This is a genomic window from Micromonospora sp. WMMD714 (assembly GCF_029581315.1).
GTDB lineage: Bacteria > Actinomycetota > Actinomycetes > Mycobacteriales > Micromonosporaceae > Micromonospora > Micromonospora rifamycinica.
Genome location: NZ_CP120744.1, coordinates 4687610 through 4702640, shown reverse-complemented (window position 1 = coordinate 4702640; position 15031 = coordinate 4687610). Strand labels below are relative to the sequence as shown.

Below are 15031 nucleotides of genomic sequence, written 5' to 3'. Positions count from 1 at the left end.
CGGTCAGCCGTTGTCCTTCTTGAACCGCTCGTACGCCTTGTTGACCACCCCGATGTACTGGTCGGCGTTCTTGGCCTTCAGCTCACCGAGGTAGGCGTCCCACTCGGTGAGGGGGCGCTGGCCGAGGATGAACTTCAGCGTGTTCTGCACGACGTGGTCCTTCAGCGGGGTCTCCCACAGCGACACCTGTTCCCGCTCCTCGTCGGTGAGCGGGGCCGGCGGGTCCACCGGCAGCGGCTTGCGGGCGTTCATCACCTTCTGGAACTCCATCTCCTCCGGGGAGAAGAAGGACTGCACCAGGTCGAGCTTGCCGCCGTAGGCGAACACCCCGTTGCCGAAGCCGAAGTCCTTCTGCAGGTGCTTGGTGCCCTTGGGGTTGAGCCCGATCATGTCGACGTCGGGGGCCAGGGTGTACTTGCCGGCGGCGTCCTTGGTGAAGGTGGTGCCCTCGACGCCCCACTTGGCGAACTCCTCGCCGGCCTCGGAGTAGTACAGCCAGTCGATGAACTGCATCATCGCCACGAAGTTCTTGCTGTCCCGGGCCTTCTTGGAGATCATGATGCCGTTCTCCAGCCGGCTGGCCGGATTGATCTCGCCGGCCGGGCCGACCAGCATCGGGATCTTCGTCAGCTTGGCGTTCGGCAGGGTCTTGGCCAGGTCGGGGCGGTAGTCGTTGACCAGGGTCTGGGCGTTGCTGCCGATGACGAAGGACTTGCCGTTGGCGAGCTTCTGCCGGGCCTGCTCATCGGTCTGGGTGAAGCTCTCCGGGTCGAGCAGCTTCTCGGCGACCAGCTTGTTGAGGTAGACGATGACCTGCTTGTACTGCTCGGTGGCGCCGGTGTAGACGAACTTGTTGGCCGTCGCGTCCCAGGTGGCGGGGTTCCAGCTCCACCCGGTCCGCAGGCCGTGCGCGGCGCCGACGATGCTCAACAGCTCCCCGCCCGGGTTCGGCTTGCTCCACCGGTCCGAGTACGGGTAGGTGTCGGGGTAGCGCGCCTTCATCGCCTTCAGCACGGTGTACAGCTCGTCCCAGGTCTTGGGGATCGGGAGGTTGAGCTGCTGGAGGATGTCGGTCCGCATCGCGATCGAGTACTCCGCCCACGGCTTCTCGTGCAGGCCGGGGAGGAGGTAGAACTTGCCGTCGGACTGTCGCAGCGTGTCGAACTCCGGTTGGAGGTTCCACTTGGCGATCTTGTCCTTGAGGTTGGGCATCAGGTCCAGGTAGTCGCTCACCGGGAGGATCGCGCCGGAGGAGACGAAGGCGTTCTCCGACGGGTGGTAGGTCTTCGGAATGATCAGCGGGGCGTCCCCGGCGCCGATCAGCAGGCTGCGCTTCTGCTCGTAGTCGCTCAGCGGCACGGCCACCGGCTCGAGCTTGACGTTGGTCCGCTTGGTCAGCTCCGACCAGAACAGCCAGTCGTCCTTGAGCGGGTAGTTCGGGTGGTTGTTGTAGAGGATGGAGAAGGAGAGCGGCTCGGTCGCCTTGAACTGCGTGCCGGAGCCGTAGTCGGACATCGCGCCGACGCGGTTGTCGTCGAGGTTCTTGCCCTCCGCGGCGTCCTCGGAGCAGGCCCCGAGGAGGGAGAGGGTGAGCAGCCCGGCAGTGGCTATCGCCATCCGGCGCCACGTTCTGTGGAACACGGCTCGTCCTTTCGAGGGTGTGTGGTGCAGGGATGGAGCTGGGCCGGGCTACCCCTTGACCGCGCCGAGCATCACGCCGGACACGAAGAACCGCTGGACGAAGGGGTAGACCGCGAGGATCGGCAGGGTGGTGAGCACGATGGTCACGGACTGGATGGTGGCCGCCGCCTGCACCGCGTCGGACTCGGCGACACCGCCGGCCGACTGCGCCCCGGTCGCCCCGGCGATGAGGTTGCGCAGGTAGACCGTGACCGGCAGCAGGTCCTGCTGGTCCAGGTAGAGGAACGCGGTGAACCACGAGTTCCAGAAGGACACCGCGTAGAACAGCAGCATCGTCGCGATGATCGCCTTGGACAGCGGCAGCACGATCCGCAGCAGGGTGCCGTACGTGCTCAGCCCGTCGACGGCGGCGGCCTCCTCCAGCTCGACCGGCAGGCTCTCGAAGAACGCCTTCATCACCAGCAGGTTGAACACGTTGATCGCGTTGGGCAGCACCACCGCCCAGATGCTGTTCTTCATCCCCAGACTGGTGATCAGCACGTAGTTGGGGATCAGCCCGCCGGAGAAGAACATGGTGAACACGGCGATCCCGACGAGCACCCCGCGCCCCTTGAGCTGGTGCTTGGACAGCACGTACGCGTAGCAGGTGGTCAGCACGATCGAGATGGCGGTGGCCACGACCGTGTAGACCACGGTGTTGCGGTAGTTGGTCCAGAACATCGGGTCGGACATCACCAGCCGGTAGGAGGTGAGGTTGAAGCCCTGCGGGACGAGGTTGACCCGGCCCGCGATGATCGGCGCCTCGTCGCTGAGCGACCGGGCCACGATGTTGACGAACGGGTAGAGCGTCACGATCACCACGAGGGTCAGCACGATCCCGTTGACCGCCTGGAACACCCGGTAGCCCCGGGTCGGGCGGATCCCGCGCCGGCGGCGGGGACGCCGGGCTGCCGGGGTCTTCGGTCCGGCCGTGCCGGGTGCCACGGTCACCACAGGCTCGTCCCCACCGTGCGCCGGGAGATGGTGTTGGCGCCCAGCACCAGGATCAGCCCGATCACCGCCTCGAACAGGCCGATGGCGGCGGCGTAGCTGAAGTTGCTGGACTCGAAGCCCAACCGGAACAGGTACGTGGAGATCACGTCGGCGGTCGGGTACGTCAACGGGTTGTACAGCAGCAGGATCTTCTCGAACCCGACCGCCATGAAGGTCCCGATGTTGAGGATCAGCAGGGTCACCATCGTCGGCCGGATCCCCGGCAGCGTGACGTGCCAGGTCTGCCGCCAGCGGTTCGCCCCGTCGATCCGGGCCGCCTCGTACAGGTTCTCGTCGATGGTGGTGAGCGCCGCCAGGTAGAGGATCGTCCCCCAGCCGACGGTCTGCCAGACCTCCGAGGAGACGTAGATGGCCCGGAACCAGCCCGGCTGTTGCAGGAACGGCACGGCGTCGCCGCCGACCCCCCGGACCACCTGGTTGACCGAGCCGTCGATCGACAACAGCTGCATCACCATCGCCGCCACGATCACGATGGACAGGAAGTGCGGCAGGTAGGAGACCGACTGGACGAACCGCTTGAGCCGCCGGGTGCGGACCTCGTTGAGCAGCAGCGCCAGCACGATCGGCAGCGGGAAGCAGAACAGCAGGGTCAGCATGCCCAGCACCAGGGTGTTGGTGAACACCTGCCAGAAGGTCGGGTCGGCGAGGAAGAGCCGGAAGTACCGCAGGCCCACCCAGTACTCGCCGAACACGCTGCCGCCGGGGGTGAACCGGCGGAAGGCGATCACGTTGCCGAGCATCGGCAGGTACCGGAAGACGAGGAAGAACACCAGCGGCAGGATGGCCAACGAGTAGAGCTGCCAGTCCCGGCGCAGCGCCCGCCCCCAGGATTGGCGGCGGCGGCGTCGCGACGGCGGGGCGGTGGCCGCCGGGGCCGGCGGCGCCGGCCGGACCGTCTCGGATGTCATGCCGGGCCTCCTATCCGGCGTGCCGGCCGGTCGTGGCGGGCTCGACCCGCACCGAGGTGAGCAGTTGCCGCCGGAAGCCGACCTCCCGTTCGACGCCGGTCAACCGCAGCGGCACGACCGCCGCCGGGTCGCCGCTCGAACGGCCGAACCGCAGCTCGACGTCGCCGGGTTCGACGATGCGCCGGCCGTCGCGCCCGACGAACGACGCGACGTCGGCCGGTACCACGAAACTGACCTGCGCCGACGCGCCGGGGTCCAGCGGCACCCGGGCGTAGCCGACCAGCCGGACCACCGGCCGGGTGGTCTGCGCGACCGGGTCGTGCAGGTAGAGCTGGACCACCTCGGTGCCGGTCCGGTCACCGGTGTTGCGCACGGTGATCCGGACCGTCGTCTCGCCGTCGACCGGCCAGGCCGGCGGTCCACCGGCCGCGGTGCCGACCGACGCCACCGGGTCGGACCACGCGAAGGTGGTGTAGCTCAGCCCGTGGCCGAACGGGTACGCCGGGGTGGGGTCGATCGAGGACACCTCGGAGCGCCGGCCCAGCGGCGGCGTCAGGTAGGTGCCCGGCAGGCCACCGGCGTCGCGGGGGACGCTGACCGGCAGTCGCCCGGACGGGTTCACCGCACCGGTGAGCACCTCGGCGAGCGCCTGCCCGCCGCGCTGGCCGAGGAAGAACGCCTGGACGACGGCGGCGGCCCGGTCGTACTCGGGGCCCAGCGCGTAGGGTCGGCCGGTCATCAGCACCAGGACCACCGGGGTGCCGGTGTCGAGCACGGCCCGGACCAGCTCCGCCTGGACGCCGGGCAGCCGCAGGTCGGGTGCGTCGCAGCCCTCGCCGGAGGTGCCCCGGCCGAACATGCCGGCCCGGTCGCCGACGGCGAGCACGCAGGCGTCGGCCGCGGCGGCGGCGGCGACCGCCGCGGCGATGCCCGTGGTGTCGTCGCCGGTGATGGCGCAGCCCGGCTCGTGCACCAGTCCGGGAACCCGTCGGGCGAGTTCGTCGTGCAGCGAGGGCAGGTCGATGCCGAGCCCGTGGTCGGGGTGCCGGACGCCGACGTGGTTGGGGAAGGAGTAGCAGCCCAGCAGGGCCATCGGGTCGTCGGCGACCGGCCCGACCAGGGCGACCCGGACGTCGCCGGCCAGCGGCAGCACGCCGTCGTTGCGCAGCAGCACCACCGACTCGCGGGCCAGCCGCACCGCGACGTCCCGGCTGGCCTCGTCGTCGAGCCGTACCTCTGCCAGGTCGTCGGGCAGTTCCCGCCAGTCCTCGTCGAGCAGCCCGAGTTCGATCTTCTGGACCAGCACCCGGCGCAGCGCGCGGTCGATCAGCGTCTCGTCGATCTCGCCGGCCCGGACGGCCGCCACCAGCGGCTCGCCGAAGGCGTCCACGGTGGGCAGCTCCACGTCGATGCCGGCCCGCAGGGCGAGCCGGGCGGCGTCGGCGGCGTCGCCGGCCACCCCGTGCAGGGTCTGCAGGAAGCGCACCGCGAAGTAGTCGGCGACGACGGTGCCGGTGAAGCCCCACTCGTCGCGTAGCAGCCCGGTCAGCAGGCCCTCGTCGGCGGCGGCGGGCACGCCGTCGATCTCGGCGTACGAGTTCATCACCGAGCGGGCGCCGCCGAGTCGCAGGGCCATCTCGAACGGCGGGAGGATGACCTCGGTCAGCTCCCGGCGACCCATCGAGACCGGGGCGAGGTTCCGGCCGCCCCGGGAGGCGGAGTAGCCGGCGAAGTGCTTGAGGGTGGCGACGATGCCGGCCCGTTCCAGACCCCGCACGTACGCCGCGCCGGTCGTCCCGACCAGGTAGGGGTCCTCGCCGATGGTCTCCTCGGTACGCCCCCAGCGGTAGTCCCGGCTGACGTCGAGCACCGGGGCCAGTCCCTGGTGGACCCCGACGGCGCGCATCGACCGGCCGATCCGGCCGGCCATCTCCTCGACGAGTTCCGGGTCGAAGGAGGCGCCCCAGCCCAGCGGGGCCGGGTAGACCGTGGCCCGCCAGGCGGCGAAGCCGGTGAGGCACTCCTCGTGCACCTGCGCCGGGATGCCGAACCGGCTCGCGGCGGCGATCTGCGCCTGGGAGGCGGCCAGCGAGCGCGCCCCGACGACCGGGTCGACGGGCGCGGTGCCGAAGGGGCGGGTGAGCTGGCCGAGGCCGTGCCGGATCAGGGTGCTCCAGGGCGGGCCTTCGGCGATCATGTCGGCCTGGTGCGGGGCGACCCCCTCACCGGAGGCCTCCGCGCCGACCCAGACCCCGACCAGCTGGGCGATCTTCTCCTCCACCGACATGAGCGGGACCAGCGCGTCGGCCCGCTCCGCGGGCGAGCGTCGGCGGTCGCGCCAGGGCAGGGTGTCGCGTCGTGCCGGGCCCTCGTCGACGGGCACCTGACTTCTCATGCCACACCCCTCACCTTCGACCACTCCCCCGTCCCGCGCTGCGCCGCACGGCAGGCGACACCGGGGAGGGCTCGAAAATTTCGTAAACAGCGCGTTACCTTTTTCGGCAACTTAGGAGGGACCGCCGGGGCATGTCAAGGGGCTCAAATCGGATATGTGTCAGCGTTCCTCCCGGAAGGTGCATTCACCACCGTCGAAATGCTCTATCGATACCCGTCTCGCTTTTCCGGCCGGACATGCTAGAGTCCCTCGAAACTTTCGGAAGCGCCCGGTGAGGCTTCGATGACCGCGTCCCGCCCGCTCACCCCCCAGGCCTCGGCCACCATCGCCACCATCGCCGAAGAGGTCGGCGTCTCGGTGGCGACCGTCTCGAAGGTGCTCAACGGGCGCGCGGACGTCGCCGCCGAGACCCGGGCCCGGGTCGAGGAGAGCCTCGAACGGCACCGCTACCGCCGCCGCATCCGCCGCCGCTCGCTCGGCACCGACCAGATCGACCTGGTCTTCCACGAGTTCAACTCCGGCTGGGCGATGGAGATCATGAGCGGGGTGGAGGCGGTGGCCTCGGCCGCCGGCCTCGGGATCGCCATCTCCCAACTCGACGGGGCACACCGGCCCGCGCCGCGTCGGCTGGACGCCCTGGTCGCCCGGCGTCCGCTGGGTCTGCTCTTCGTGCTCTGCCACCCGACCCCGCCGCAACAGCTCCTGCTCACCGAGCACCACATCCCGTTCGTGGTCGTCGACACCGACAGCGCCACCTCGGCCTCGGTGCCGACCGTCGGCTCGAACAACTGGAACGGCGGCCTGCTGGCCACCCGGCACCTGATGGAGCTGGGGCACCGGCGGATCGCGGTCATCTCCGGACCACGGGACGTGCTGTGCAGCCAGGCCCGGGCCGCCGGTTTCCGCTCCGCCCACGACGAGGTGGGCCTGCCCCTGGACGCCGACCTGGTGCGCTACGGCAGCTTCTACGTCGACGGCGGGCACACCCACGGGCTGGAGCTGCTGGCCGGGCCGGACCGGCCCACCGCGATCTTCGCCGGTTCGGACCTCCAGGCGATCGGCGTGCTCCGGGCCGCCCGTCAGCTCGGCCTGCGGGTGCCGGTCGACCTGTCGGTGATCGGGTACGACGACCTGCCGGTCGCCGGCTGGACCGACCCGCCGCTGACCACCGTGCACCAGCCCCTGCGCGACATGGCCGGCACCGCCACCCAGATGCTGCTGGAGCTGGCCCGGGGCAACGCGGTGGCCACCAGCCGGATCGACCTGGTGACCGAGCTGGTCGTCCGGGAGAGCACCGCGCCGCCGGCCGCCGGCCGGCACTGACCCGACGAGGAGCCCATGACCCCGCACGACGAACTGCGACGGTACGCGCCGAGCGTCGTCGAACCCGCCGACTTCGACGCCTTCTGGCGGAGCACCCTCGACGCGGCGCGCAGCCGGCCGGTGCTGGTCGACGTCCAGCCGTACCGGACCGGCCTGCGCCTGGTCGACACCTGGGACGTCACCTTCGCCGGTTTCGGCGGTGACCCGGTGCGAGCCTGGTACACCCGCCCGGCCGGGGTCGACACCCCGCTGCCCGCCGTGGTCGAGTTCGCCGGTTACGGGCGCGGCCGGGGCCTGCCGCACGAGCGGCTGACCTGGCCGGTGGCCGGGTACGCGCACCTGCTGATGGACAACCGGGGCCAGTCCGGGCTGCACGGCGCGGGCGACACCCCCGACCCGCACGGCGCGCCCGGCGGACCGTGGCCCGCCACCTGGGGAATCCTCGCCCCGCACGACTACCACTACCGCCGGCTGATCACCGACGCGGTGCGCGCGGTCGAGGCCGTCCGCGCACTGCCCGGGGTGGACACCGACCGGGTCGTGGCGGCCGGCAACAGCCAGGGCGGTGGGCTCGCCCTGGCCGTCGCCGGGCTGCGCGACGACCTGGCGGCGCTGCTGACCACCGCGCCGTTCCTCTGCGACGTCCAGCGTGGGATCGAACTGACCGACGCCGCCCCGTACGGGGAGATCGCCCGGTACCTGGCGGTGCACCGGCAGGCGGAGGAGGCCGTCCGGCACACGCTGTCCTACGTCGACGGGGTCACCTTCGCCCGGCGGGCCACCGCCCCGGCGCACTTCGGCATCGGGCTGCGGGACAACGTGTGCCCGCCGAGCACCGGCTTCGCCGCCCACAACCAGTACGGCGCGGCGAACGGCCGGGCCGAGCGGCCCGCCCTCCAGCTGCACGCCTACCCGTTCAACGGCCACGAGGGCGGCGAGGCGCTGCACGTCGGGCGGCAGGTGCGCTGGCTCGACGCGCTGCTGCGGCCCACCGCGCACCCGGCGGGCTGACGGCCGGCCGGTGCCGCCGGCCGGGCAACGCGCCGGCACCCGACGACCGGGACCACCCATCCGGACATCGTCGCGTACCGATCTGTTGCCGATGTTAGCGATAACACGATATGGTGCACCCGGCGGGAGCGCAGGGCACGTTCCCGCCGTGCCTCACCGGTCTGTCCCCTTCGGGGAGTCGGTGGCCGTCGGCACGCGGCATCCAGGACCGTCGACGAGTCCGGGTTCCTGGTCGTCGCGCGCGGCGCACCTCGCCCGTCACCCCAGGGAAGCCGCCGGGACACCGCTGTCGGCCCGCACCGGTGAGCCGACAGCCGAGGTACCCCCTCGTCCACGAGCCGGGCGAGACGGCGCCGTTCCGGGACGGCCGCCGTGCTGCACCGCCCGCACCGCGCACCCGCGCGCCACCACAGGGAGTTTCCATGAGCAGCACGAGCTGCCCGCATTCCGGCCCGTCCCCGTCCGACCGCCGCCGATCCCCCACCGCCGGCCCGCCCGGCACCGACCGGACCACCCTCGCCGGCGCCCGGCTGACCCCCATGCGTCGGGGTCTGCGCCTGCTAGGCCTGGCCACCGCCGCCCTCGTGGCCGTGGTCGCCGCCGGCTCGGTGGTGACCGCGCCCGCGAGCGCCGAGTCCAACGGCGGGGTACGGGTGATGCCGCTCGGTGACTCGATCACCGACGGCTTCAACGTCCCCGGGGGCTACCGGATCGAGCTGTGGCAGCGGCTGGTCGCCGACGGCTACCGGGTCGACTTCGTCGGCTCGATGTTCAACGGCCCGTCCAACCTGGGCGACCACGACCACGAGGGCCACTCCGGCTGGACCATCTCCCAGATCGACGCCAACGTGGTGAACTGGCTGCGCACCACCACCCCGCGCACGGTGCTGCTGCACATCGGCACCAACGACATGTACAACGCCTCCGGCGCCCCGGCCCGGCTCTCCACCCTGATCGACAAGATCACCAACACCGCCCCGAACGCGGACGTCTTCGTCGCCACCATCATCCCGCGCAACGGCACCGAGTCGGCGGTCCGCACCTTCAACGCGGCGATCCCCGGGATCGTGCAGAGCAAGGTCAGCGCCGGCAAGCGGGTGCACCTGGTGGACATGTTCAGCGCGGTGGGCACCGGCGACCTCGCCGACGGCATCCACCCGAACGCCACCGGCTACCGCAAGATGGCCACCACCTGGTACAACGCGCTGCGGGCGGTGCCGGGCAGCCTCGGCGGCAACACCCCGACCACCCCGCCGACCACCGCCCCGCCGACCACCCCGCCGCCGACCACGCCCCCGCCGACGACGCCGCCGCCCACCACGCCGCCGCCGACCACGCCGCCGCCCTCGGCGGGCTGCCGGGTCGCGTACACGGTCAACGCCTGGAACTCCGGGCTCACCGCCTCGATCAGCGTCACCAACACCAGCAGCACGACGGTCAACGGCTGGGCGCTGGCGTTCACCCTGCCCGGTGGGCAGACCATCACCAGCGGGTGGAACGCCACCTACTCGCCGACGAGCGGTGCGGTGACCGCCCGCAACGTCTCCTACAACGGCACCATCGCACCGAACACCTCGGTCGACGTCGGCTTCCAGGCCGACCACACCGGCAACGCCGGTCGACCGTCCTCGTTCACCCTCAACGGCACCGCCTGCAGCGTCGCCTGATCCGCCGTCCGGCACCGGTGCCCGGCACCGGTGCCGGACGTTCCTCGACCACCGACTCCCACCACCCCCAGTAGGAGTACCGCATGCGACTCACCAGAACGTTGCCCGCGCGGCTGTTCCTGGCCGCCGGTCTGATAGCCGCCGGAACAGCCGTCGCCCTCCCCGCCGAGGCCGCGGCGGCGGGCTGCGCCGTCGACTACACCGTCTCGTCCGAGTGGGGCGGCGGCTTCGGCGCGAACGTGGCCGTCACCAACCTCGGCGACCCGATCGACGGCTGGACCTTGACCTGGTCGTACGGGGCCGGGCAGCAGGTCACCCAGGCGTGGAACGCCACCGTCACCCAGTCGGGAGCGCAGGTGACCGCCCGCAACGTCAGCTACAACGCGACCATCGCCACCGGCGCCAACGTGTCGTTCGGGTTCAACGGCTCGTGGAACGGCAGCAACCCGAAGCCGACCAGCTTCACCCTCAACGGCACCGTGTGCACCGGCGGCACGGACCCCACCACCCCGCCGCCGACCACGCCCCCGCCGACCACGCCGCCGCCCACCACCCCGCCGCCGACCACGCCGCCCCCGACCACGCCGCCGCCGACCACGCCACCTCCCACCACCCCGCCGCCGGGGCAGTGGCCGCCGTCGTCGACCTTCGCCAACCCGGTGCTCTGGCAGGACTTCGCGGACATCGACATCCTGCGAGTGGACGACACCTACTACTACTCCGCGTCAACCATGCACTACTCCCCCGGCGCCCCCGTGCTGCGCTCCTACGACCTGGTCAACTGGGAGTTCGCCGGCCACTCGGTGCCCAAGCTGGACTTCGGCCAGAAGTACGACATGTCCGGCGGCCGGGCGTACGTCGACGGGATCTGGGCGTCGTTCCTGGGCTACCGCAAGAGCAACAAGACGTTCTACTGGGGCGGCTGCGTCGACTTCAGCAAGACCTACATCTACACCGCGCCGTCGGCCGAGGGGCCGTGGACCCGGCACACCACCCTCAACAGCTGCTACTACGACGCGGGTCTGCTCGTCGACGACAACGACACCATGTACGTCGCGTACGGCAACACGAACATCAGCGTCGCGCAGCTCTCCGCCGACGGGAAGACCCAGGTCCGGTCCCAGCAGGTGTTCACCACCCCGTCGAACGTGGGCACCCTGGAGGGCGCGCGGTTCTACAAGCGCAACGGCAGCTACTACATCTTCCTCACCCGGCCCGCCAACGGGCAGTACATCCTCAAGGCGTCCAACCCGTTCGGGCCGTACACCATGCAGCAGGTGCTGCTGAACCTGCCCGGACCGATCGCCGGCGGCGGCGTGCCGCACCAGGGCGGCATGGTGCAGACGCAGAACGGGGACTGGTACTACATGGGGTTCGTGGACGCCTACCCCGGCGGCCGGGTGCCGGTGCTCGCCCCGGTCACCTGGAACTCCAGCGGCTGGCCCGTCCTCCAGCTGGTCAACAACACCTGGGGCGCGTCGTACCCGTACCCGAACGTGCCCCGGCCACCCCGCCAGGTCAAACCCATGATCGGGACGGACACCTTCGCCGGCACCACCCTCGGCCCGCAGTACGAGTGGAACCACAACCCGGACAACACCAAGTGGTCGGTCAACAACGGGCTGCGGCTGCAGACCGCCACGGTGACCAACGACCTGTACAACGCCCGTAACACGCTGACCCACCGGATCCAGGGTCCACGGTCCACGGCGACCATCGAGCTGGACTACTCCACCATGCGCGACGGTGACCGCAGCGGCCTGGCGATGCTGCGCGACCAGTCGGCCTGGATCGGCGTCCGCCGCGACAACGGCGCGACCCGGGTCGCCGTGGTCAACAACCTGACCATGGACAGCAACTGGAACACCACCAACACCGGCACCGAGGTCGCCGGGGTTGGCATCTCCGGCGGGAAGATCTGGCTACGGATCAACGCGGACATCAGCCCCGGCTCCGGCCGGCAGGCCCGCTTCTCCTACAGCACCGACGGGGTGAACTTCACCTCGCTCGGCCCCGCGTTCACCCTCAACAACGCCTGGCAGTTCTTCATGGGCTACCGGTTCGCCATGTTCAACTACGCCACCAGCTCGCTCGGTGGCGCGGTGACCGTCCGGAAGTTCGACCTGGCCAAGTCGTAGGACCCGTCCCTCCTCGCCGGCCGACCACGCCCGTGGTCGGCCGGCGAGGCGTATCCCCCACCTCCGACAGGAGCACCCCCGTGTCCGCCTCACACCATCCCCGGTCGGCCGTCCCGCCGTACCCGCACCCGCCCGCCACCGCACCCCGCACCGACCCGCCGCCCGCCCGCCACCCCGGCCGGGCTCGGACGGCGGCGCTTATCGTGCTGACCCTGCTGACCACCCTGCTGACCGCCGCCGCCCCGGCCGGGGCGGCCCCCGCCGTGCGGGTCACCAACCCGCTGGTCGCGCAGCGCGCCGACCCGCACATCGTCCGGCACACCGACGGCTACTACTACCTGACCGCCACCGCCCCCGAGTACGACCGGATCGTGCTCCGCCGGGCCACCACCCTCCAGGGCCTTTCCAGTGCCCCGGAGACCGTCATCTGGCGGCGGCACACCAGCGGGATCATGGGCGCGCACATCTGGGCGCCGGAGATCCACTTCATCGACGGCCGGTGGTACGTCTACTTCGCCGCCGGCGCCACCGACAACGTCTGGGCGATCCGGATGTACGTCCTGGAGGGCACCGGGGCGAACCCGTTGACCGCGAGCTGGGCGGAGAAGGGGCAGATCCGTACCCCCTGGGAGACCTTCGCCCTGGACGCCTCGACCTTCGTCACCAACGGGGTCCGCTACCTGATCTGGGCGCAGGCCGAACCGGGCATCGCCACCAACTCCAACCTCTACATCGCCCGGATGGCCAACCCGTGGACGCTCAGCGGGGCACCGACCCGGATCGCCGTGCCCACCCTGGAGTGGGAGATGCGCGGCGGGGTGAAGGTCAACGAGGGGCCGACCGTGCTGCAACGCAACGGCCGGATCTTCCTCACCTACTCGGCCAGCGCCACCGACGCCAACTACTGCCTCGGTCTGCTGACCGCCTCGGCCGGCAGCGACCTGCTCAAGGCGTCGTCCTGGGTGAAGTCGCCGCAGCCGGTCTTCACCAGCAACGCCGCCACCGGCCAGTGGGGGCCGGGGCACAACTCGTTCACCGTCTCCGAGGACGGGCTCAGCGACATCCTCGTCTACCACGACCGCAACTACCGGGACATCAGCGGTGACCCGCTGCGCGACCCCAACCGGCGGACCCGGGTCCAGAAGGTCTACTGGAACGCCGACGGCACCCCCAACTTCGGCATCCCGGTGCCCGACGGGGCCACCCCGGTCCGACTGCGGTCGGACAACCTGCCCGACCGGTTCGTCCGGCACTGGGAGTACCGGGCCCGGCTGGAGGCGAACGTGACGAACCTCGCCGACTCGCAGTTCCGTCTGGTGCCCGGCCTGGCCGGCGGCAACACGGTGTCCCTGGAGTCCACCAACTTCCCCGGCTACTACCTGCGGCACCGCAACTGGGAGGTGTGGGTCGAGCGGGACGACGCCTCGTCGACGTACCGCGCCGACGCCAGCTTCGTGCAGCGGACCGGCCTGTCGAACCCCGCCGGGGTGTCGTTCGAGGCGGTCAACTACCCCGGCCAGTACCTGCGGCACAGCGGTGGTCTGCTCTACCTGCGGACCGTCGCCGACGCCACCGGCAACGCCGAGGCCACCTTCGTGCTGGAGTGAGCCGTTTCCCGTCGGGCCGGGTCGGATGCCCGGCCCGACGGGCCGGCGGGTCGGCGGACGGCGGACGGCGGGGCGGGGCGGGACAGCGACCGGCCTACGACCCGCCGGGCCGGTCGCTACCGGACCCGGCGCATCCAGCCGTGCCGGTCCTCGGCCCGACCGGCCTGGATGTCGAGCAGGTGCCGCCGGAACTCCCGGGTGTGCCTGCCCGGCGTCCCGTCGCCGACGGTGAGGGTGAAGTCCTGGTTCTTCAGGCCGATGATCGGGGTGATCACGGCCGCCGTGCCCGCCGCGAAGGCCTCGGTCAGCGACCCGTCGGCGAACCCGGCGCGCAGCTCGTCCAGGTCGATCGTGCGCTGCACCGGCTCCAGCCCGTGCTCGGCGGCGAGGGTCAGCACGCTGTCCCGGGTCACCCCGTCGAGGATGGTGCCCAGCCCGGGGGTGAGCAGCCGGTCGTCGCGGGTCACGAAGAAGACGTTCATGGTGCCGGACTCGTCGATGCTGCGCCGGTCCTCGCCGCCCAGGTAGAGCACCTGCTCACAGCCGTAGTCCAGGGCCTCCCGCTGCGGGGCCAGACTCGCCGCGTAGTTGCCGCCGCACTTCGCCGCGCCGGTGCCCCCGATCGACGCCCGGCTGTAGGTGGTGCTGACCCAGAGCGTGACGCCGGTGACCCCGTTCGGGAAGTACGACCCGGCCGGGCAGGCCAGCACGCAGTAGGTGGCCTGCCGGGCCGGGCGCACCCCGAGGAACGCCTCCGCGGCGAACATGAACGGACGCAGGTAGAGGCTCTGCTCACCCCCGTACGGCGGCACCCAGGCCTCGTCCGCGCGGACCAGCGCGGCCACGCTCTCGACGAAGGTCTCCTCGTCCAGCTCGGGCAGGACCAGCCGGCGGGCGGACGCGGCGAACCGGCGTGCGTTGAGTTCCGGGCGGAACAGCCAGATGCTGCCGTCGGCGTGCCGGAAAGCCTTGAGGCCTTCGAGGATCTCCTGCGCGTAGTGCAGGACCGCCGCGCCGGGGTGGAGGGTGAACGGCTCCAGCGCGCCCACCCGGTGGTCGTGCCAACCGGCGTCCGCCGACCACGCGGCGGTCGCCATGTGGTCGGTGAAGTACCGGCCGAAGCCGGGGTCGGCGAGGATCTCCTCCCGGGTCCGTGGCGGGGTCGGGTGGTCGGTGGGGACGAACGGGAACTGCGCGGTCATCCGGGCTCTCCTCGCGAGGGGTGTCGGTGCACACGACGACGCGTCGCCGCACGTCGCCGCCCCATCATGTCCTGAAGGGACGCTCA

General features: G+C 71.3%; 10 protein-coding genes. 5 read left to right on the top strand and 5 right to left on the bottom strand.

Annotated elements, in window-relative coordinates; genetic code table 11:
- Positions 1-3: 3 nt before the first annotated feature.
- The 4 genes from O7625_RS20015 to O7625_RS20000 all read right to left on the bottom strand — a co-directional run bounded on the left by O7625_RS20015 (position 4) and on the right by O7625_RS20000 (position 5997).
- Complete coding sequence (locus tag O7625_RS20015) at positions 4-1617, bottom strand: extracellular solute-binding protein (RefSeq protein ID WP_282340537.1); 1614 nt, start codon at positions 1615-1617, stop codon at positions 4-6.
- Positions 1618-1689: 72 nt separating this feature from the next.
- Positions 1690-2631 carry a carbohydrate ABC transporter permease gene (locus tag O7625_RS20010; protein ID WP_282340535.1) on the bottom strand — a complete coding sequence of 314 codons (942 nt, stop codon included), beginning with the start codon at positions 2629-2631 and terminating at the stop codon, positions 1690-1692.
- The gene (locus O7625_RS20005; RefSeq protein ID WP_282340533.1) at positions 2628-3602 is read right to left on the bottom strand and encodes an ABC transporter permease subunit; all 975 of its coding nucleotides are present in this window, start codon (positions 3600-3602) and stop codon (positions 2628-2630) included. The genes O7625_RS20010 and O7625_RS20005 overlap by 4 nt, the downstream gene beginning before the upstream one ends.
- A 10-nt stretch (positions 3603-3612) precedes the next feature.
- A complete protein-coding gene (locus O7625_RS20000; protein ID WP_282340532.1) occupies positions 3613-5997 on the bottom strand; it encodes a glycoside hydrolase family 3 N-terminal domain-containing protein in 2385 nt (794 codons plus the stop codon).
- Between the two features lie 282 nt (positions 5998-6279).
- Here O7625_RS20000 and O7625_RS19995 point away from each other — a divergent pair, with 282 nt between their 5' ends.
- The 5 genes from O7625_RS19995 (at position 6280) to O7625_RS19975 (ending at position 13743) form a co-directional block, all read left to right on the top strand.
- Positions 6280-7320, top strand: coding sequence for a LacI family DNA-binding transcriptional regulator (locus O7625_RS19995; RefSeq protein ID WP_067305798.1), 1041 nt, complete (start codon positions 6280-6282; stop codon positions 7318-7320).
- Between the two features lie 15 nt (positions 7321-7335).
- On the top strand, positions 7336-8331 hold the full coding sequence (locus O7625_RS19990; RefSeq protein ID WP_282340529.1) for an acetylxylan esterase: 996 nt from the start codon (positions 7336-7338) through the stop codon (positions 8329-8331).
- Positions 8332-8870: 539 nt separating this feature from the next.
- Positions 8871-9998 (top strand): cellulose binding domain-containing protein, encoded by a 1128-nt coding sequence (locus O7625_RS19985; RefSeq protein WP_067305805.1) that lies wholly within the window; start codon positions 8871-8873, stop codon positions 9996-9998.
- Positions 9999-10081: 83 nt separating this feature from the next.
- Positions 10082-12136 (top strand): family 43 glycosylhydrolase, encoded by a 2055-nt coding sequence (locus O7625_RS19980; protein WP_282340527.1) that lies wholly within the window; start codon positions 10082-10084, stop codon positions 12134-12136.
- Positions 12137-12216: 80 nt separating this feature from the next.
- Positions 12217-13743 (top strand): family 43 glycosylhydrolase, encoded by a 1527-nt coding sequence (locus tag O7625_RS19975; protein ID WP_282340525.1) that lies wholly within the window; start codon positions 12217-12219, stop codon positions 13741-13743.
- A 116-nt stretch (positions 13744-13859) separates the two neighbouring features.
- Here O7625_RS19975 and O7625_RS19970 read toward each other — a convergent pair whose 3' ends face one another.
- Positions 13860-14945 carry a branched-chain amino acid aminotransferase gene (locus O7625_RS19970; RefSeq protein WP_282340523.1) on the bottom strand — a complete coding sequence of 362 codons (1086 nt, stop codon included), beginning with the start codon at positions 14943-14945 and terminating at the stop codon, positions 13860-13862.
- Positions 14946-15031: the final 86 nt, after the last annotated feature.

Bases quoted from the DNA above. Each gene is read 5' to 3' on its own strand.
- O7625_RS20015 (WP_282340537.1), bottom strand. From the start codon at position 1,617: ATGGCGATAGCCACTGCCGGGCTGCTCACCCTCTCCCTCCTCGGGGCC.
- O7625_RS20005 (WP_282340533.1), bottom strand. From the start codon at position 3,602: ATGACATCCGAGACGGTCCGGCCGGCGCCGCCGGCCCCGGCGGCCACC.
- O7625_RS20000 (WP_282340532.1), bottom strand. From the start codon at position 5,997: ATGAGAAGTCAGGTGCCCGTCGACGAGGGCCCGGCACGACGCGACACC.
- O7625_RS19995 (WP_067305798.1), top strand. From the start codon at position 6,280: ATGACCGCGTCCCGCCCGCTCACCCCCCAGGCCTCGGCCACCATCGCC.
- O7625_RS19990 (WP_282340529.1), top strand. From the start codon at position 7,336: ATGACCCCGCACGACGAACTGCGACGGTACGCGCCGAGCGTCGTCGAA.
- O7625_RS19985 (WP_067305805.1), top strand. From the start codon at position 8,871: ATGCGTCGGGGTCTGCGCCTGCTAGGCCTGGCCACCGCCGCCCTCGTG.
- O7625_RS19980 (WP_282340527.1), top strand. From the start codon at position 10,082: ATGCGACTCACCAGAACGTTGCCCGCGCGGCTGTTCCTGGCCGCCGGT.
- O7625_RS19970 (WP_282340523.1), bottom strand. From the start codon at position 14,945: ATGACCGCGCAGTTCCCGTTCGTCCCCACCGACCACCCGACCCCGCCA.